Below are 18650 nucleotides of genomic sequence, written 5' to 3' on the forward strand. Positions count from 1 at the left end.
TCGCACCACCATGAGTTCATGAACTATGACGTGATGGTGATCGGGGGCGGACCGGCCGGGCTGAGCGGCGCGGTGGCCCTGGGACGGGCGTTGCGCTCGGTACTGGTGATCGACTCCGGCGAGGGCCGCAACGCCCCCGCCGAGGGCATCCACAACTTCCTGACCCGCGACGGGATGAGCCCCTCGGAGTTCCGGGCCGCGGGCCGGGCCGAGGTGGAACGGTACGGCGGGCGGGTGATCGAGGGCGAGGTCGTCTCGGCGGTCCCCGGCTTCGAGGTCACGCTGGCCTCGGGCGAGGTCCATCGGGGGCGGCGCCTGCTCGTCACCACCGGCCTGGCCGACCGGCTGCCCGACGTGCCCGGGCTGGCCGAGCGCTGGGGCCGCACCGTGCTGCACTGCCCCTACTGCCACGGCTACGAGGTGCGCGGCACGGCGATCGGCGTACTCGGCGATCTGGGCGACCCCGCAGCCGCCGACAAGGTGCGGCTCTGGAGCCAGTGGAGCCCCGACGTGCGCCTGCTGCCGCTCGACCAGGTCGCCGCGGTCGAGGCGGACGGCGTACGGATGACCGACGGCACGCTCGTCGCCCGCGACTATCTGGTGGTCACCACCCGGGTCGAGGCTCGCGCCGCGTTTCTCGGCACGCTGGGGCTCAAGGCCGTCGAGCACCCGATGGGGATCGGCACCCACGTGCCCGCGATCGACCCGACCGGGCGCACCGAGGTGCCCGGCGTCTGGGTGGCCGGCAACGTCGCCGACCCGATGGCCCAGGTGATCACCTCGGCGGCCGCCGGGACCATGGCCGGCGCGATGATCAACTTCGACCTGTTGCCGCCGGCTCCCGAAACCCCGTGATCAACTTCGACCTGTTGCCGCCGGCTCTCGGAACCCGGTGATCAACTTTGACCGGTTGCCGCCAGCTCCCGATACGCCGTGATCACCGCGGCCGTACGGTCGGCGAGCTCGGGGCCGGCCTCAACAGCGGGCTCCTCGGTGAGACCGGCCAGCACGATCGCGGCCTGCCGGGCGGTCTCGCCGATCTGGTTCTCGCGCAGGAACGCCTCGCCGGCCAGCGCGGTCCGGTCAAGGCTGCGCAGGATGCGGTTGGCCTGCTCCCCGGTCGCCCGCCACAGCTCGCCGGCGCGCTCGAGCTGGGCGGCCAGGGCCAGCACGGCCGGACTGTCGTCGGGGACGTCCTGACGGCGTACGCCCTCGATCTCGACCCGGAGACGGCGCAGCTCCTGACGCCGGGCCAACAGCGCACCCAGGTCGTCGAGGGCCCGGGTGAGCGAGCGGTCGGCCTCGGCGGGATCGATCATGCCGGGCAGTGCGGGCCAGGTGCGGCGGATGCGGCGCGAGACCCCGACGGCGCGCTTGAAGACGGCACGTTCCTCGGGCGTACGAAGGGTGCGGGCGCCTTCTCCGGTGGGCACCTCGAACGAGGCGGGTCGCGCGGCGCGGGCCTGACGGTGCCAGACGGTGGCCACGGTCGCGGCCGAGACGGCGAAGGGCAGCCACCAGGGCACACCGACGGCGTAGAGAACAGCCGTGGCGAAGATCAACACGAAGCTGAGGCGGGACGCGGTCGCGACGCGGGCCTCGTAGCTGAGTCCGCTCGGCTCGGCGGGGACGACCTCGGTCACGGAGCCGGAACGGTGCCGGGTGGCGCGGCCGGTGCGCAGCCTCAGGGCGTACGGGGCCAGGACGGTCTTCTCGGCGTCCATGCCGATGTGCAATTCCGCCGGCATGTGCGCTCCGACCCGTTTCAGGACGGCCGGCCGTGCGCCGTCGCCTTCGGCAGGGCGGGCCCGATCGCCGGGGGGAATCCGAACGGGGCCCGCCCGCCGGGGGGATCTCCCCGCCGGCACCACAAGGAATCGGTGATCGCGGGGCCGGGTTGAGGAACCTCTCGGTTGCGAACCGGGTGCTCGCATGCCCGGGGGGCGGTCCGCCGACCGGGATCGATGTAGCCTCGCCGCGTGGATGCGGTCGATCTGGTGTTACGCAAGTTCGACGGGCGGCCGCACCGCCAGGTGACGGCGCGCCTGCTCGGCGAGGACGCGTGGGGCACCTGGCTGGCCACCCCGCGCGGCACCCTGGTCACCTACCACTACGGCCGCCGCAACCGGGGCCGCACCAGAGCCGACGCCGTACGTCTCGTGCCCGCCGACAAGTGGTGGATGGCCATGTTCCTGGCCGAGCCCGACGTGCGCGCCGCCTACTGCGACGTCATCAGCCCGCCGCGGTGGACCGGTCCCGCCGAGATCACCGTGGTCGACCTCGACATCGACGTGATCCGCTACCGCGACGGCCGCGTCGAGGTGGACGACGAGGACGAGTTCGCCCAGCACCGCGACGAGTTCGGCTACCCGCCCGGGATCGTCGCCGGGGCGCTCGGCGCGGCCGGCGAACTGCGGACCGCTCTCACCCTCGGCGAGGAGCCGTTCGCCTCGCATTACCGCGACTGGCTCGCCCGGGTCTGACTTTCGTCCCTAGGGTGACCGCATGGACGTGATTCGCGGCGCGATCGCCGAGCAGCGGCGCCGCATCGCCGCCCTGATCGAGTCGCTGACCCCGGCCCAGCTCGCCACCCCGAGCCTCTGCGGCGCCTGGACCGTGCGCCAGGTCGCCGGGCACCTGCTGGCCGCCGTCGACACCCCGGTCGGTGCGACCTTCTCGGCACTGGTCCGCGGCGGGTTCCGCGTCCACCGGGCCAACGCGCTGCTGGCCGCCCGGGTCGCCGAGCGTCCCCCGGCCGAGCTGGCCGAGGGGCTGCGGCGGCACGCCACCGATCCGTTCCGGCCGCCGATCGTCGGCTATCCCGGCCGGCTCACCGACCTGCAGGTGCACGGGCAGGACATGCGCCGCCCGCTCGGGCTGCCGCACGGGCTCGCCCTGGACGACCTGCGGATCTCGCTGAACTTCCTGACCGGCGGGCGAGCGGTCGGCTTCACCCCGCGCCGCCGGGTGGCCGGGCTGCGCTTCGAGGCCACCGATCTCGACTGGGCCCACGGGGACGGCGCGCTGGTCAGCGGCCCGGCCGAGGCGCTGATGATGGCGCTGACCGGGCGGCCCGCCGTGCTCGGCGAGATCGACGGTCCGGGAGTCCGTGAGCTTTCCGCCCGCATCACGTGAGGCCCCGCCCGCCACCGCCGAAAACTGTCGGAGGGCAACCCTAAGGTCACCCCCATGAATGACACCGCCCTCCAGTCATCCCCCATCACCCTCGACCGGCGTCTCGTCCTCGGCGAGATCGACTACCAGGTGACCGCCTTCCCGACCGACGACAACCGCATCGACCTGTGCATCGTGAGCAGCGACGGCGACGGTCACGTGGTGAGCGAGATCAGCGGCGGCCTCTCCCCGGCCGACCTGCCCACGCTGACGAACGTGCTCACAACGACCCTGGCCGGGCTCATCGCGATGACCCAGCCGGCCCCGGCACCGGCGCCCGCCGGCCCGCCGCCCGACCGGCGCGACCGCCACCCCAACCAGGGCGCCCGCTGGACGGCGGGCGACGACGAACGCCTCGTCGAGCGCTACCGGGCCGGCGCTCGCCCGCGCGACCTGATGGCCGAGTTCGGCCGCAGCAACGGCGGCATCCGGGCCCGTCTCGAATACCTCGGCGAGCTTCCACCCGGCGGCCGGTGGCGTCCCGCGGGCGACCCGCCCGCCGGCCCTCCGCCCGCCGGCCCCGTTCCCGCTCCCCCGGCGGCCCCCGAGTCCACCGGCTGACCCCTCGGCCGGGCCGGGCGCGCCCTCGCGCCCGGCCCGCCGTTCTTCCTAGCCGTCCGCCGGCGTGGTGGCGGCGGCCGCGGTGAGCAGCCCCTGCCGCGGCCCGGCCAGGCACGCCTCGACCCGCAGCATCTGCCCATGGGTGAACATGAACATCGCCGAGTCGTCGGTGTAGTCCATGTAATTCATGAACATGTCGCCGTCGGGCCCGTTGTTGCAGGTCACCGACGGGAAGGCGGGCGTGCCGAAGTTCTGCCCGGCCTGGTTGGGCGTGTCCGCCACGAAGTCGGTGCCGCTGCAGCCGGTGCCGTCGTCCCCGCCGATGTGGAAGAGGTTGAGCCAATGCCCGATCTCGTGGGTGGTGGTCCGCCCGAGGTTGAAGGGCGCGGCCGCGGTGCCCGTCGTGCCGAAACCGGTGTCGGTGATGACGACGCCGTCGGTGGCCGCCGGCCCACCGGGAAATTGGGCATAGCCCAGCAGCCCGCCCCCGAGCCGGCAGACCCAGATGTTGAGGTAACGGTCGGCCGGCCACGCGTCGGCGCCGCCCCGGGCCGTGAACTTCACCGCGTCGTCGTCCGAGAAGGACCTGGCGGTCGTCCGCCGACGGGTGACGCCGGTGGTCGGGTTGCCGTCCGGGTCGACGGTCGCCCGGCGGAACTCGATGCGCGCGTCCGCGACCAGCCCCTGCCACACCGGCGGCACGTTCTTGACGTCGGCGTTCAGCGCCCGGAAGTCCTCGTTGAGCACGGCGATCTGGCCGTCGATCTGCTCCTCGGAGACGTCCTGCTCATCCGTGGCGTGCACGACGTGGACGACCACCGGGATGGTCAGCACCTCGGCCCGGCTGGGCTGTTCCTCGCCGGTGGCGAAGGCGAAGGCGAGGTTCTCGATGGCGGCCCGGTTGAGCCGGTAGTTCAGGCTTTCGTTCAACAGACGGCGGTGCACGTCCTCGCTGCCGCAGCCGCGCCGTACCGGCGGGTCAACCATGTCGGCGGTGTCCATCGGTCCTCATCTCCCTCGCCCTATTTGCGGATCCTCAACACCTGGTCGTCGTGCGCGACGATGTGCAGCACGCGCGTCCCCGCCCCGGCCCGCACGCGCACGGCGTCGTCCTCCTCGGCCTCCCAGCTCCCCCGGGTCGGCGTGGCCCGGTCGGCTGCCCCCGCGGCATATTCGACATAGCCGCCGCCCGGCCGGAACTCGAGGCTGGGACGCGATGCGCGGCTCGGCGGAAAGGGGAAGTCGGCAGGGCGGTAGACAGCCTGATCGTCGGTGTCCTCCTCGAAGGAGCGATACCAACGCCGGAAAAGATCCGGGGAGACCTCGGGCATGTCCGTGACCGCCAAAGCGTGGAAGGGCAGCTCCGACCGATCGCCGGAGTTGCTTCAAGACGCCACCCTGTCAGCGTCTGCCCTGGTGAGAGCCAATTCGGTCCGTGATCCGACACGGGAGGGGTCGACCTTTCCCACGAACGCCGGATGGCCCGGCCGCTCCGGCCTGGCCCACCCTGACCACATGAGCTGGAACCGGCGCACGACACACCGGCTCGCCGCGATCGACGCCTACCGCTTCCCCGCCACCGTGCGGCAGCGCTTCGCCACCGAGCACGACACCCTGACCGCCACCGACCTGGACGCGATCGAGTCCGCGGCCCGCCAGTGGTTCCGCCTGGCGGCCCGCCACCCCCGCGCCAGGACTGCGATGCCTTCGCAGGTCACCGACGCGCTCCGGCGCGCGCTGTCGCAGCAGACCGCCGACTATGCCGCGTTCTGCACCGAGGCCTTCGGCCGGCCCTACCTGCCCCCGCCGGTCACCGCGCATCCTTCGGCCGGCCTGGCTGAGACCTTGCGGCTCGCCCGGCAGGACGAGAACTGCGGCCCCGGCGCCCTCCCCCTGCTGTTCCGCGTCGACCAGCAGTTGGCGATCCCCGGCGGCCACCGCTATCTGGCCGACTGCGGCGGCCGGGGCGTCTGCCACGACCTCCCCGGGACTCTCTGCCTGATGCATCTCACCGGAACCGGGCGCCTGGTCCGCAACCGCGGCCGCAAGGAGACGCCCCCACCCACCTCCCCCGACGCGGCCGGCTTCGGAGGCGGGGGTGGTCCCTGAAATCCGCTTGAGGGCGGTGGGACGATCGGTTTCATGAAGAAGATCCCCACGCTGTTCCTGCGGGACCCCGCCGACCGGAAACGCATCCTCTCCGAGGTGCACCCCGACTGCCGGTGGGTCCTCGACGGCGAGGGAGTCGCGACCCGCAAGTACGACGGCACCTGCGTCCTGTTCGACGACGAGGGCGTGTGGTGGGCCCGGCGCGAGGTCCGCCCGAGCCGCACCCGCCCGCCCGGCTACCGCGCGGTGATGACCGACGAGGTCACCGGCAAAACGGTGGGTTGGGAGCCGATCGCCAACTCGGCTTACGCCGGCTACCACGACGAAGCCCTGGCCGCCGACCGTCGCACTTTCGTCCCCGGCACCTACGAACTGATCGGCGTCAAAATCAACGGCAACCCCGAGGCCGTACGGGGCCACGCGCTGGTCGCCCACGCCGAAGCCGAACGGTTCGACGTCCCCCTCGACTTCGCCGGCCTGCGCGACTGGCTGCTGGCCCACCCCCGCTACGAGGGAATCGTCTGGCACCACCCCGACGGCCGCCGCGCGAAACTGAAGCACCGCGACTTCGCGCTGGACCCGACACTGGTGGGGTGACCTTCTCCGCACGCCCACAGTGGTTCCGGACGGCAATCTGGGGCTACCTGGCCGCCACGTTAATGACCAACGGCGCCACCGACCTGACCGACAGCCGCCCGCTGGGCTGGTTCTGGTTCCTCTGCGGCGCCGGAGCCCTGTTCCTGCTGTTCCAGCACCTACGCGAACAGTCCCTACGCGGCCTGCACAAACCCCCCACCGCCTGGTCCCGCTCAGACACGATCAACACCGCGATCCTGGCCCTGCTGACCCTCTACCCCCTGGCAAACGTCCAGTTCAGCGCCCACCTGTCCCCACCCGAACAGGCAACCTCCTACACGCTGGCCGCCCTATACGCAGCCCTACTCCTGGACTTCGCCCTACAACGCCACCAAACGGTAAAATCCCCCACCCCTCACCAGCCAACCCCCACTTAGCCCCACAGCCCCACAAGACCGACCGAGCCCCACAAAGCCCCGTCAACAACCGGCAAGCATGAGCGAACAACGCAAAACACCGCAGCGTGGATCATCCAGTTCGCAGCGACGATTGCTCATGCTCCTCTCCAGGCCACCCTGTCATCGTGCTCCCACAGCAGTTCGACCGATCACGGCGACCGATCACGGCGGCCGGTTGGCTCACCGCCGCGGCTAAATCCAGGAACCAGGCGTTTCCCCAGCCAGATCGTTCCGCCGATCCTTGATGCAGGGGCCTCAATCGCATTCCAGAGGCCTAGTTCCAGAATCTCGGATTGATCATGGCTGAAAGAGTCCCGCCTGCCTGAAGCTGGGACTTGGCGCCCGACTCGACCATGTGCCAGCGCCACAGCCAGCACCGCGCCGCATAACGGCGGCCCACTTGGAAAGCCTCAGCAACCACCCCGACACCGCAACCGGCCACAACTAATTGCCCGACCCGCTCCACCCAACTAAAGACACCCTCGCAAGGCCTGCCAACTCCAAACCGCGCAGCGGCGACGCCGGTCCGCGCAACAACGACCGGACCAAGGCCCGCGCATCACCGACGTGAATCCGCGCAGCGGAGACGGGCCCGCGCAGCAGCACCGAGACGCACAGCACCGACGGGTAGGACCCGCACACCAGCACCGAGACGCACAGCACCGACGGGTAGGACCCGCACACCAGCACCGAGACGCACAGCACCGACGGGTAGGACCCGCACACCAGCACCGAGACGCACAGCACCGACGGGTTGGACCCGCACAGCGGCTCCGAGACGCAAAGCGCCGACGGGTTGGACCCGCACAGCGGCTCCGAGACGCGCAGCGTCGACGGGTTGAAGGCCGGGACGTGGGGAGCGCGAGTCACCGCAACGTGGGGTTTCCGGGGGCTCGGCCCCCGGAGCAGGCATGACGGGCGCCCCGGTCCGCGCACTCCGCGGACAGGGGGTGCCCAAGCCCGTGGGCGCGGTAGGTTTCGAACCTACGACCCCTCGCTTGTAAGGCGAGTGCTCTCCCACTGAGCTACGCGCCCGGCATTCACCGGAGTGGTCATCGTACCCGGCGTCAGGCGGCCAGGTCGGTGAGGGCGGCCCGCCAGGCGTTTTGGTCGCGGGTGACGCCGGGGCCGGCTTCTTCGGCGAAGCGGATGGTGCCGCCGCGGTCGATGAGGAAGGTGCCTCGGTTGGCTGTGCCGCCGCCGGCGTTGAAGACTTCGTAGGCTTGGGCGATTTCGCCGTGGGGCCAGAAGTCGGCCAGGAGCGGGAAGTCGAATTTCTGCTGGTTGGCCCAGACTTTGTGGCTGTAGACGGAGTCGACGCTGACGGCCAGGACCTGGACGTGCGAGTTCTGGAAGTCGGCTAGCCCGTCTTGGATGCCGCTCATTTCGCCCTGGCACGTGCCGGTGAACGTGAGGGGGTAGAAGACCAGCAGCACGGCTTTGCGACCGTGGAAGTCGGTCAGCCGTACGACTTGGTTGTTCTGGTCTTTGAGGGCGAAGCCGGGCGCTTGCGCGCCGATCGGGAGCGGCATGGGCACAACCCTAACCAGGTCGGCGTCCGCGGGGGACGCCGACCAGGCGACGGATGGCAGCGAGCTATTTCTTCTTGCTACCCCTGGGGGATACCAGCCGGGCCCCGGTCCAGTCCTTGCCCGCGTTGACCGTGGAGGTCTGCTGAAGGCCGGCTGTGGGGGCATTTTCGCTGATCTCGCTCGGCTCCACGTGGTTGTCGCGGCCGGCCTTGGGGGTCAGCAGCCACACCACGCCGTTGTCGGCGAGAGGGCCCAGGGCGTCGGTGAGGATCTCGAAGAGATCACCGTCACCGTCGCGGTACCACAAAAGCACCGCGTCGACGACTTCATCGGTGTCTTCGTCGACCAACTCGCCGACGCGTTCGGTCAGGGCGTCACGGAGGTCTTCGTCGACATCGTCGTCGTAGCCCATCTCCATGACCACCATGTTCGGCTCGAAGCCGAACCGGTCCGCCAGGCTGCGTACGCCGTCGGCCTGACCAGCGGTCGCGCTCACTGTCTAAGTCCTCCTAGCCGTCAAAATCAAGGTAAACCTGGGGGTAGTCCACACACTTGCGGGCCCCAGCGCAAGTGGCGCACCGGGTGTGTGGCAATTTACCGCGCCAGCAGGGCGTGGGCACCCTGTGTGATGGCATCCTCCCCTACGAGCACATGCTGTGCTGCCGGACCCAGCGGAATCAGCGCATCGGCCGAGGCGATTCGCCTGGCCGCGCCCACGAAACCGCCGTCTACCAGGGCCGCGAGCACGCCTTCGCCGACGCCGCCCGAGCGGCGGGTCTCGTCGACGATCAGGACCCGGCCTGTGGCGCCCGCCTCACGTACGAGGTCGTTCACGGGCAGGGGGTTCAGCCAGCGCAGGTCCACCACGCGGGATCCGTACCCCTGTTCGGCGAGCTGGGCCGCCACGCGCAGCGACATGCGCAGCCCGTTGCCGTACGTGATGATGGTCAGATCGGTGGCGTTGCCGATCGGGTAGGTGCGGGCGCGGCCGATCGGCACGTGTTCGGTGGTCCACGCGCCGGGGCCGGCGTAGGGGGCGAGCCATTCGTTGTCGCCCTGCCGGTAGAGGTCGCGGGTGTGGTAGAGCGCGATCGGCTCGAGGAAGACGCAGACGGTGCCGTCGGCGGCCGCCGAGGCCAGGCAGGAGCGCAGCATGGGGGCCGCGTCGGCGGGCCGGCTGGGCACGGCCAGCACCAGGCCGGGGATGTCGCGCAGCACGGCGATCGAGTTGTCGTTGTGGAAGTGACCGCCGAAGCTTTGCTGGTAGGCGAGCCCGGCGACCCGTACGACCATGGGGTTGCGGTAGGCCCCGGACGAGAAGAACGACATCGTGGCCGCCTCGCCGCGGAGCTGGTCTTCGGCGTTGTGCAGGTAGGCCAGGTATTGGATCTCGGGGATGGGCAGCCGGCCGTCGAGCCCGGCGCCCAGGGCGAGCCCGAGGATCGTCGTCTCGTCGAGCAGGGTGTCGAAGACCCGTTCGTCGCCGAAGCGCTCCTGCAGGTGCTTGGTGACGCCGTAGACGCCGCCTTTGCGCCCCACGTCCTCGCCGAAGACCAGCACGCCGGGGTGGTAGGCCAGTGCGTCGGTCAGCGTCGCGTTGATGGTCTGGGCCAGGGTGAGCGGCCCGGACTGCTCGGGCAGCTTGCCGCCGAACGCGCGGGACCGGGCTGCCGCGCCGGGGCCGAGCGCGCGGGAGGCCACGTCGGTGATCTCGTGGGAGGCGCGCAGTGGGCGGCGCGGGGCCAGCGGCGCGACGATCTCGGCGACGTTGGCCAGCTTGGGCTCGCCGAGCACTTCTTCGGCGACCTTGCGCACCTGCCAGCCGACCTCGTCGTAGCGGGTGATCACCTCGTCGGCGCTCAGCAGTCCGGCCTCGACGAGCAGGCGGGCGGTGCTGATCAGGGGGTCGCGGGCCAGGTCGGCGTTGATCTCGTCGGTGCCGCGGTAGGCGACCTCGGCGTCGGCGCCCGCGTGCCCCATCAGGCGCACCGTCGACAGGTGGAGCACGGCCGGCCGGCGTTCCCGGCGCACGTAGCCGACGGCCTCGATGGCCGCGTCGTAGGTGGCGGCGAGGTCGCAGCCGTCGGCGGCCGAGTAGCGCAGGCCGGGCCGCGAGCCGAGCATGGCCGCGAGCCACCCCTCGGGCGTGGGCACGCTGATGCCCAGCCCGTTGTCCTCACAGATCAGGAGCAACGGCAGCGGTACGCCGGAGTGTTCGAACCAGCCGGCCGAGTTGAGTGCGGCGGTGGCCGTGGCGTGGTTGGCCGAGGCGTCCCCGAAGGACGCGACGGCGATCGCGTCGGGCACCCAGCGGCTGTCGAGGCGCGGCTGGGCCAGGGTGCGGGCCAGGCCGACGGCCCGGGGCAGGTGGGACGCCACGGTGGAGGTGGTCGGGATGATGTTGAGGTCGGCGCTGCCGAAGACCTTGTGGCGGCCGCCGGCGATCGGTTCGCGGGCCGAGGCGACCACGCCGCGCAGCACGTCGCGGGCGGCGTCGGGCAGGCTCTTGGCGCGGGCGCAGAAGAACGCCGCCGACCGGTAGTGCAGCAGGGCGGGGTCGGTGGGCAGCAGCGCGGCGGCGACGGCCGCGTTGCCCTCGTGGCCGGACGATCCGATGGTGTAGAAGCCCTCGTTGAAGCTGCGCAGCCAGCGCGCGGCGAGGTCGAGGTGACGGCTGGCGAGCTGGGCGTCGAACAGCTCGAGGGCACGGGCGCCGGTGAGCGTGGTGCCCTCGCGGACGGCGTCCCCCGCGGCGCGACGGTCGTCTGGGGAGCCCAGTGCCGACACCGCATCGCGGAAGCGCTCATCGAGGTTCTGCGGGGTGGTCACCAGACCAGCATTGCCCACGCGGGCCACCCCCGCCATGCCGGAAAAGCGGCGGAGGCGGTGGGACCTGCAAAGGCGCAGGAAGGGGCCTGGCAGACTCTTTTCATGCGTACCGAGGTGATCACGGTTCGGACCGGGTCGCGTCCCGTGGTGCGGGACATCACCCGTGAGGCCGAGCGGTTCGTCGAGTCCGAAGGGGACGGGCTGCTGCACGTCTTCGTGCCGCACGCGACGGCCGGCCTGGCGATCATCGAGACCGGCGCCGGGTCGGACGACGACCTGCTCGCCGCGATCGATGAACTCCTGCCCGCCGAGGACCGCTGGCGGCACCGGCACGGCTCGGCCGGTCACGGCCGTGACCACGTACTCCCGGCCTGGATTCCGCCCTATGCGTCGCTCCCGGTGATCGGCGGCCGCATGGCGCTGGGCACCTGGCAGTCCATCTGCCTGGTGGACACCAACGGCGACAACCCGGAGCGCCAAGTAAGGTTCAGCTTCCTGCCCGGCTGAGTCACTATCTCGTTACTCAGCGGTAACCAATGTGTCAAGCATCGCCGTGCGCACGGTAGGCGTGACGATGCCCACGACAAAGGGGCAGGATGGAGTAACACCCGCACGACTCACACAATGGGCCGGGCGGTCCCGACACCCGACCAAGAGGAATGCCTGTGGCCACGGAGCGCAAGCGCCCGGTGATCAGTGACGGCCTGCCGAGCCAGCTTCCGGACATCGACCCCGAAGAAACCAATGAGTGGGTCGAGTCGCTCGACGGAGTCATCGACGAACGAGGCGCCAAGAGAGCCCGTTACGTTATGTTGCGCCTGCTCGAGCGGGCCCGGGAGCGACAGGTCGGCGTCCCGCCCCTGACCTCCACGGATTTCATCAACACGATTCCGCCGGAGCAGGAACCCTGGTTCCCCGGGGACGAGTTCGTCGAACGCCGCATCCGGGCCTACATCCGGTGGAACGCGGCCATGCTGGTGCACCGCGCCCAGCGTCCCGAGATCGGCGTGGGTGGCCACATCTCGACGTACGCGTCGAGCGCCAGCCTCTACGAGGTCGGCATGAACCACTTCTTCCGGGGCAAGGACCACCCCGGCGGCGGCGACCACATCTTCTACCAGGGCCACGCCTCCCCGGGCATGTACGCGCGGGCGTTCCTCGAGGGCCGGCTCAGCGAGAACGACCTCGACGGCTTCCGCCAGGAGCTCTCGCACCCGGGTGGCGGTCTGCCGTCCTACCCGCACCCGCGCCTGATGCCCAACTTCTGGGAATTCCCGACGGTCAGCATGGGCCTCGGCCCGCTGAACGCGATCTACCAGGCGCGCTACAACCGCTACCTGCAGAACCGCGGCATCAAGGACACCAGCCAGCAGCGCGTCTGGGCGTTCCTGGGCGACGGCGAGATGGACGAGGTCGAGTCGCTCGGCGCGATCGGCCTGGCCGCCCGCGAGGAGCTCGACAACCTCACCTTCGTCATCAACTGCAACCTGCAGCGGCTCGACGGCCCGGTGCGCGGCAACGGCAAGGTCATCCAGGAGCTCGAGTCGTTCTTCCGCGGTGCCGGCTGGAACGTGATCAAGGTCGTCTGGGGCCGCGAGTGGGACGACCTGCTGGCCAAGGACACCGACGGCGCCCTGGTCAACCTGATGAACGTCACCCCCGACGGTGACTTCCAGACCTACAAGGGCGAGTCCGGGGCGTACGTCCGCGAGAACTTCTTCGGCCGGGACCCGCGCACCCGCAAGCTGGTCGAGGGCATGTCGGACGACGAGGTCTGGAACCTCAAGCGCGGCGGCCACGACTACCGCAAGCTCTACGCGGCGTACAAGGCGGCCACCGAGCACACCGGCCAGCCGACCGTGATCCTCGCGCACACCATCAAGGGCTGGACGCTGGGCTCGCACTTCGAGGCGCGCAACGCGACCCACCAGATGAAGAAGCTGACGCTGGACGACCTCAAGGGCTTCCGCGACACGCTCTACCTCGACATCAGCGACAAGCAGCTCGAGGAGAACCCGTACCTCCCGCCGTACTTCCACCCCGGTGAGAAGTCCGACGAGATGCAGTACATGCTCGAGCGGCGGCGTGAGCTGGGCGGCGGCATCCCGTCGCGGCGCACGAAGGCCAAGGTGCTGCAGATCCCCGACTCCAAGGAGTTCGGGTACGTCAAAAAGGGCAGCGGGAAGCAGAAGATCGCCACCACGATGGCGTTCGTCCGGCTGCTCAAGGACCTCATGAAGGACAAGGACTTCGGTGCCCGATGGGTGCCGATCATCCCCGACGAGGCCCGCACCTTCGGCATGGACTCGCTCTTCCCGACCAAGAAGATCTACTCGCCGTTCGGCCAGACCTACACGTCGGTCGACCGCGATCTCTTCCTGTCGTACAAGGAGGCGACCAACGGCCAGATCCTGCACGAGGGGATCAACGAGGCCGGGTCGACCGCGAGCTTCATCGCCGCCGGCACGTCGTACGCCACGCACGACGAGCCGATGATCCCGCTCTACATCTTCTACTCGATGTTCGGGTTCCAGCGCACGGCCGACGAGCTGTGGGCGGCGGCCGACCAGATGACCCGCGGCTTCCTGCTCGGGGCCACCGCGGGGCGCACCACGCTCAACGGTGAGGGCCTGCAGCACGAGGACGGGCACTCGCTGCTGATCGCGGCGACGAACCCGGCCGTCGTGTCGTACGACCCGGCGTTCGCGTTCGAGATCGCGCACATCGTCGAGGACGGCCTGCACCGCATGTACGGCGAGAAGCAGGAGAACATCTTCTACTACCTCACCGTCTACAACGAGCCGGCCATCCAGCCCGCAGAGCCGGCCAACATCGACCGGGAGGGCCTGCTCAAGGGCATCTACCGGTACTCGCCGGCGCCTGAGACCACCGGCCCGAAGGCGCAGCTGCTGGCCTCCGGCACCGGCATGGCCTGGGCGCTCAAGGCGCAGACGCTGCTCGCCCAGGACTGGGGGGTCGGCGCCGACGTCTGGTCGGTCACGTCGTGGACCGAGCTGCGCCGCGACGCGGTCGAGACCGAGGAGCACAACCTGCTCAACCCGGGCGACCAGCCCCGCAAGCCGTACATCCAGACCAAGCTGGACGGCACCGAGGGCCCGGTCGTGGCGGTCAGCGACTTCATGCGGGCGGTGCCCGACCTGATCTCGCGCTGGGTGCCGAACGACTACACGTCGCTGGGCACCGACGGCTTCGGCATGAGCGACACCCGGCACGCGCTGCGGCGTCACTTCCACGTCGACGCCGAGTCGATCGTGGTGGCCACGCTGCGTCAGCTCGCGCTGCGCGGCAAGGTTCCGGCCCACGTGCCGGCCGAGGCGGCCAAGAAGTACGCCATCGACGACGTGAACGCGGCGCCGGTCGGCGAAACGGGCGGCGACAGCTAGCCCGAGAGGCACAAAAGAGCCGGATCCCCCCGTACGGGGTGGGTCCGGCTTCTTTTTATGCCGGGGGCTCGAGCAGCGTTCGCAGGTGGGCGTCGAGGCGGTCGAACCGGTGCTCCCAGAACACGCGGTATTGACCCATCCACTCACTGGCGGCCCGCAGCGGCTCGGCCTCGAGCGTGCAGGGCCGCCACTGCGCCTGCCGCCCTCGCGAGATGAGCCCGGCCCGCTCGAGCACCTTGAGGTGCTTGGAGATCGCGGGGAGCGTCATCTCGAAGGGCTCGGCGATCTCGTTGACCGTCGCCGGGCCCTCGGCCAGCCGGGCCAGGATGGCGCGGCGTGTCGGATCAGCGAGCGCCGCGAACACGACACTCAGCGGATCCGTGGCCACGGCGCTCATTCTGGCACCCCCGTAGCTCAGGCCGGGACGTACGTGACGACGTCCACCCCGGTCTTGGTCTGCCAGGTCCCGGTGAGCGTGAGCGCGATCTTCGTGCCCTCGTCCCACAGCTTGCGGCCCTCGCCCTGCACGACGGGGTAGACCATGACGCGGTACTCGTCGATCAGGTTGTGCCGGGTCAGATAGTTGACCAGGTCGGCGCTGCCGTTGATGAGCAGGCTCTGCGGGCCGGCCTTGAGCTCGCGCACCGCGTCGGCCACGTCGCCCTGGAGGAAGGTCGCGTTCCACTCCGGCTGGGTGAGCGTGGTGGTCGCGACGTGCTTGGGCATCGAGTTCATCTTCACGCCGAAGTGGCCGGTCGCCTCCTCCATGCCCGGCCAGACCGCCGCGAAGCCCTCGTACGTCTTCCGCCCCAGCAGCAGTGCGTCGGCCTCTCGAAGATTCGCGTCCTGCCAGCCGCTCAGTTCGTCGTTGAAGTAGGGCTGGCTGAAGGCCGGGTTCTCGAAGACGCCGTCGAGGGTCACGTACTCCACCGCCACGATCTTGCCCATCGGAAGTCCCCTGTCTGCGTGTTTTACCAACTGGTTAATTAGCTGATTGGTAAATTACGGATACCCCGTGCACCTGTCAAGTAACCCAACGGTCTCGATCGAAGGACGTCGAGGCCCTGGACCGCCCGACACCAGTTTTCGTAAGCTCCCGGAGAGGGGCCTTCCCGAGGGGTCAGTGATCCTCTAATCTCCGAGGAAATTTCACCTTTCGAGGGAGGCCGCATGGCCGTCGCTCACGGAGTACCGGTCCTCGCCATCCCCGTCGAGCCGGTCCGCCGGTCCTGGATCGGCCTGCTCTTCGCGGCGAACCTCGGCCTCTGGATGGCCTACTTCACGCCGATCCAGGTGCTGCTGCCCGAACAGGTCGCCGAGATCACCCCGCAGCACAAAGAGCTCTGGCTGGGCGTGGTCACCGGCATCGGCGCGATCGTCGCCATCATCGTCAACCCGCTGGCCGGGGCGCTCTCCGACCGCACCCGGCTCAAGCTCTTCGGCCGCCCCTACGGCCGACGGCACGTCTGGACGCTCGCCGGCTGCACCATCTCGGTGCTCTCGATCGCCGTGCTGGCCGACGCCCCCAACCTGCTCACGGTGACGCTGGCCTGGTGTTTCGTCACCGTCGGCATCAACATCATGCTCGCCTCGCTGACCGCGGCCGTCCCCGACCGCGTCCCGGTGGCGCAGCGCGGCCTGGTCTCCGGCTGGATCGGCATGCCGCAGGCGCTCGGCCTGGTGATCGGGGCCATCCTGGTCACCGCTGTCTTCACCGACATCGCCCCGGGCTACCTGGCGCTGGGTCTGGGCCTGGTCATCCTGACCATCCCGTTCGCCCTGCTCACCCAGGACGACCCACTGCCGTCCGGGCACAAGATCAAAGTCCGCTGGAAGATCGACCTGCGCGGCCACCCCGACTATCTCTGGGCCTGGGGCACCCGGTTCCTGGTGCAGCTCGGCAACGCGCTCGGCACGCTCTACCTGCTCTACTTCCTCACCGACGCGGTCAAGCTGGACGACCCGGACACCGGCCTGCTCTACATGATCCTGCTCTACACCGTAGGCATGATCAGCACGGCGATGATCGGCGGCTGGCTCTCCGACCGGCTCGGCCGCCGAAAGATCTTCGTGATCTGGTCGGGCGTGCTGATCACGATCGCCGCGACCCTGCTGGCCATCTGGCCCACCTGGGCGATCTCGCTCGTGGCGGCGGGCCTGTTCGGCGCCGGCTACGGGGTCTACCTGGCCGTCGACACCGCGTTGATCACCCAGGTGCTGCCCTCGGAGTCCGACCGCGCCCGCGACCTGGGCGTCGTGAACATCGCGAGCGCGGCCCCACAGGCGCTCGGCCCGCTGCTGGCCGCCCCGATCGTGACCCACCTGGGCGGTTATCCGGCCCTGTTCGGCCTCACCGGCGTGGTCACCCTGCTCGGTGCCGTGGCGGTGGTGAAAATCCGTTCAGTGCGCTAGGTAGTCTGGTCGTGTGACTGTTCGCGTACGCTTCGCCCCCTCACCGACCGGCATGTTCCACGTCGGCGGCGCCCGCACGGCGCTGCAGAACTGGATCTACGCCAAGCAGCACGACGGCGTCTTCGTGCTCCGCATCGAGGACACCGACGCCGCCCGCAACCGTCCCGAGTGGACCGAGGGCATCCTCTCGGCGCTCGACTGGATCGGCATCGAACGCGGGTCGTACGAGGGGCCGTACTTCCAGTCCTCCTACGCGCAGGACCAGATCGCCGCGGCCACCCGCCTCTACGGCGAGGGCAAGGCCTACTACTGCGACTGCAAGCGTGAGGACGTCATCGCCCGCACCGGCAACCAGCACACCGGCTACGACGGCTTCTGCCGCGACCGTGGGCTCAAGCCGGGCGAGGGCGCGCTGCGCTTCCGCACGCCCGACGACGGCGAGACCGTGGTGGTCGACCTGGTGCGGGGCAAGCCCACCTTCGAGAACAAGCTGATCGAAGACTTCGTCATCGCGCGCACCGACGGCTCGCCGGTCTTCCTGCTGGCCAACGTCGTCGACGACATGACCATGCAGATCAACCTGGTCATCCGGGCCGAGGAGCACCTGCCCAACACGCCCAAGCAGCAGCTGCTGTGGGAAGCGCTGGGCCACACCCCGCCGACCTGGGCGCACGTGCCGGTCATCGTGAACGAGAAGCGGCAGAAACTCTCCAAGCGCCGCGACAAGGTGGCTCTCGAGAGCTACCGCGACGAGGGCTACCTGGCCGCCGCCATGAAGAACTACCTGATGCTGCTCGGCTGGGCGCCCAGCGGCGACCGCGAGATCGTCCCCTGGCAGGTCATCGAGGACGAGTACCGCCTCGAGGACGTCAACCACGCCTCCGCCTTCTTCGACGTCAAGAAGCTGCGGGCGTTCAACGGCGACTACATCCGCGCCCTCTCGGTCGAGGAGTTCATCCAGCTCTGCACGCCGTGGCTGAGCGGCACCGACACGATCGTGGCCCCGCCGTGGCGTCCCGAGGCGTTCGACGTCGACGTGTTCACGGCCGTGGCGCCGCTGGCCCAGACCCGCATCGCGGTGCTGGCCGAGATCGTGGAATACGTCGACTTCTTCTTCCTCGACGAGCCCGCCTTCGACGAGGCGTCCTGGGCCAAGGCGATGAAGGAGGGGGCGGCCGACATCCTCGACGCCACCGCGACCGCCTTCGAGGCGCTCGAGGAATGGGCCGCCGAGCCGCTCAAGGGCGCGCTCGAGGCGGTCGGCGCGGCCCGCGACCTCAAGCTCGGCAAGACCCAGGCCCCGGTCCGGGTCGCCGTCACCGGCCGGTCGGTCGGTCTGCCCCTCTTCGAATCGATCGAGGTGCTCGGCCGGGAGCGCACGCTCGCCCGTCTGCGCGCCGCGCGGGCCCTTCTCGGCGCCTGACAGGTCGCCTTTATCGCGTCCGGGGTCCGGTTGGCCATAGGCCCACCGCCGTAACGGTGGTGTAATCCGCTGAGCGGGTGACCGGGCCCCCACGCGCTTGCGACGGCTGGGTACTATTCGCCCGCTGATCATCGGCCGCTGTCGTGTGTAAGTCATCCCCCAGATGGCAACA

At 70.0% G+C, this 18650-nt stretch carries 20 protein-coding genes and 1 tRNA gene; 11 read left to right on the plus strand and 10 right to left on the minus strand.

Annotated features, from left to right (window positions below):
• Positions 1–18 precede the first annotated feature (18 nt).
• The gene (locus EER30_RS30545; protein WP_127504104.1) at positions 19–855 is read left to right on the plus strand and encodes an NAD(P)/FAD-dependent oxidoreductase; all 837 of its coding nucleotides are present in this window, start codon (positions 19–21) and stop codon (positions 853–855) included.
• A gap of 41 nt (positions 856–896) precedes the next feature.
• On the opposite strand, the gene EER30_RS30550 is transcribed toward EER30_RS30545, so the two are convergent.
• Entirely contained in the window at positions 897–1748 is an 852-nt protein-coding gene (locus tag EER30_RS30550) for a hypothetical protein (RefSeq protein ID WP_127504105.1), read from the minus strand.
• 231 nt (positions 1749–1979) lie between these two features.
• Between EER30_RS30550 and EER30_RS30555 the strand changes: the two genes are divergently transcribed.
• From EER30_RS30555 to EER30_RS30565, 3 genes are read left to right on the plus strand one after another with little or no spacing between them, the layout of a single operon-like run.
• Positions 1980–2483 carry a ribonuclease FAU-1 family protein gene (locus tag EER30_RS30555; RefSeq protein ID WP_205650500.1) on the plus strand — a complete coding sequence of 168 codons (504 nt, stop codon included), beginning with the start codon at positions 1980–1982 and terminating at the stop codon, positions 2481–2483.
• Between the two features lie 22 nt (positions 2484–2505).
• Positions 2506–3135 (plus strand): maleylpyruvate isomerase family mycothiol-dependent enzyme, encoded by a 630-nt coding sequence (locus EER30_RS30560; RefSeq protein WP_127504106.1) that lies wholly within the window; start codon positions 2506–2508, stop codon positions 3133–3135.
• A gap of 54 nt (positions 3136–3189) precedes the next feature.
• Positions 3190–3735 (plus strand): hypothetical protein, encoded by a 546-nt coding sequence (locus tag EER30_RS30565; protein WP_127504107.1) that lies wholly within the window; start codon positions 3190–3192, stop codon positions 3733–3735.
• A gap of 48 nt (positions 3736–3783) precedes the next feature.
• On the opposite strand, the gene EER30_RS30570 is transcribed toward EER30_RS30565, so the two are convergent.
• A complete protein-coding gene (locus EER30_RS30570; RefSeq protein WP_127504108.1) occupies positions 3784–4737 on the minus strand; it encodes a zinc metalloprotease in 954 nt (317 codons plus the stop codon).
• A 20-nt stretch (positions 4738–4757) separates the two neighbouring features.
• A complete protein-coding gene (locus EER30_RS30575; protein WP_127504109.1) occupies positions 4758–5066 on the minus strand; it encodes a hypothetical protein in 309 nt (102 codons plus the stop codon).
• A 184-nt stretch (positions 5067–5250) separates the two neighbouring features.
• On the opposite strand from EER30_RS30575, the gene EER30_RS30580 reads away from it, so the two are divergent.
• Genes EER30_RS30580 through EER30_RS30590 form a run of 3 tightly spaced genes read left to right on the plus strand, consistent with a single transcriptional unit; the run spans position 5251 to position 6857 of the window.
• Positions 5251–5844 (plus strand): glycine-rich domain-containing protein, encoded by a 594-nt coding sequence (locus EER30_RS30580; protein WP_127504110.1) that lies wholly within the window; start codon positions 5251–5253, stop codon positions 5842–5844.
• A 33-nt stretch (positions 5845–5877) separates the two neighbouring features.
• A complete protein-coding gene (locus tag EER30_RS30585) occupies positions 5878–6441 on the plus strand; it encodes an RNA ligase 1 family protein (RefSeq protein ID WP_127504111.1) in 564 nt (187 codons plus the stop codon).
• Positions 6438–6857 carry a hypothetical protein gene (locus EER30_RS30590; RefSeq protein ID WP_127504112.1) on the plus strand — a complete coding sequence of 140 codons (420 nt, stop codon included), beginning with the start codon at positions 6438–6440 and terminating at the stop codon, positions 6855–6857. Before EER30_RS30585 ends, EER30_RS30590 begins: the two co-directional genes overlap by 4 nt.
• Before the next feature lie 465 nt (positions 6858–7322).
• Here the strand turns inward: EER30_RS30590 and EER30_RS30595 are convergent, their stop codons facing one another.
• From EER30_RS30595 to EER30_RS30615, 5 genes are all read right to left on the minus strand, one after another.
• Positions 7323–7748, minus strand: a complete 426-nt coding sequence (locus EER30_RS30595) for a hypothetical protein (protein ID WP_127504113.1) — start codon at positions 7746–7748, stop codon at positions 7323–7325.
• A gap of 93 nt (positions 7749–7841) precedes the next feature.
• A tRNA-Val gene (locus EER30_RS30600) sits at positions 7842–7913 on the minus strand.
• Positions 7914–7945: 32 nt separating this feature from the next.
• The gene (locus EER30_RS30605; RefSeq protein ID WP_127504114.1) at positions 7946–8410 is read right to left on the minus strand and encodes a peroxiredoxin; all 465 of its coding nucleotides are present in this window, start codon (positions 8408–8410) and stop codon (positions 7946–7948) included.
• Between the two features lie 64 nt (positions 8411–8474).
• Positions 8475–8906: a DUF3052 domain-containing protein gene (locus tag EER30_RS30610; protein WP_127504115.1), complete on the minus strand. Its 432-nt coding sequence runs from the start codon at positions 8904–8906 to the stop codon at positions 8475–8477.
• 98 nt (positions 8907–9004) lie between these two features.
• Entirely contained in the window at positions 9005–11257 is a 2253-nt protein-coding gene (locus tag EER30_RS30615) for a thiamine pyrophosphate-dependent enzyme (RefSeq protein ID WP_240670400.1), read from the minus strand.
• A gap of 84 nt (positions 11258–11341) precedes the next feature.
• Here EER30_RS30615 and EER30_RS30620 point away from each other — a divergent pair, with 84 nt between their 5' ends.
• Together EER30_RS30620 and aceE are read left to right on the plus strand one after the other, a co-directional pair.
• Positions 11342–11746, plus strand: a complete 405-nt coding sequence (locus tag EER30_RS30620; protein ID WP_127504117.1) for a YjbQ family protein — start codon at positions 11342–11344, stop codon at positions 11744–11746.
• A gap of 158 nt (positions 11747–11904) precedes the next feature.
• Positions 11905–14643, plus strand: a complete 2739-nt coding sequence (gene aceE / locus EER30_RS30625) for a pyruvate dehydrogenase (acetyl-transferring), homodimeric type (RefSeq protein ID WP_127504118.1) — start codon at positions 11905–11907, stop codon at positions 14641–14643.
• 55 nt (positions 14644–14698) lie between these two features.
• Here the strand turns inward: aceE and EER30_RS30630 are convergent, their stop codons facing one another.
• Complete coding sequence (locus tag EER30_RS30630) at positions 14699–15031, minus strand: ArsR/SmtB family transcription factor (RefSeq protein WP_127504119.1); 333 nt, start codon at positions 15029–15031, stop codon at positions 14699–14701.
• A 26-nt stretch (positions 15032–15057) separates the two neighbouring features.
• Positions 15058–15591 carry a dihydrofolate reductase family protein gene (locus tag EER30_RS30635; RefSeq protein WP_127504120.1) on the minus strand — a complete coding sequence of 178 codons (534 nt, stop codon included), beginning with the start codon at positions 15589–15591 and terminating at the stop codon, positions 15058–15060.
• A 222-nt stretch (positions 15592–15813) separates the two neighbouring features.
• Between EER30_RS30635 and EER30_RS30640 the strand changes: the two genes are divergently transcribed.
• Together EER30_RS30640 and gltX are read left to right on the plus strand one after the other, a co-directional pair.
• On the plus strand, positions 15814–17055 hold the full coding sequence (locus EER30_RS30640) for an MFS transporter (RefSeq protein WP_127504121.1): 1242 nt from the start codon (positions 15814–15816) through the stop codon (positions 17053–17055).
• A gap of 13 nt (positions 17056–17068) precedes the next feature.
• Complete coding sequence (gene gltX / locus EER30_RS30645; protein WP_127504122.1) at positions 17069–18478, plus strand: glutamate--tRNA ligase; 1410 nt, start codon at positions 17069–17071, stop codon at positions 18476–18478.
• Positions 18479–18650: the final 172 nt, after the last annotated feature.

The sequence above is a fragment of the Actinoplanes solisilvae genome, from assembly GCF_003999975.1.
Classification (GTDB): domain Bacteria; phylum Actinomycetota; class Actinomycetes; order Mycobacteriales; family Micromonosporaceae; genus Actinoplanes; species Actinoplanes solisilvae.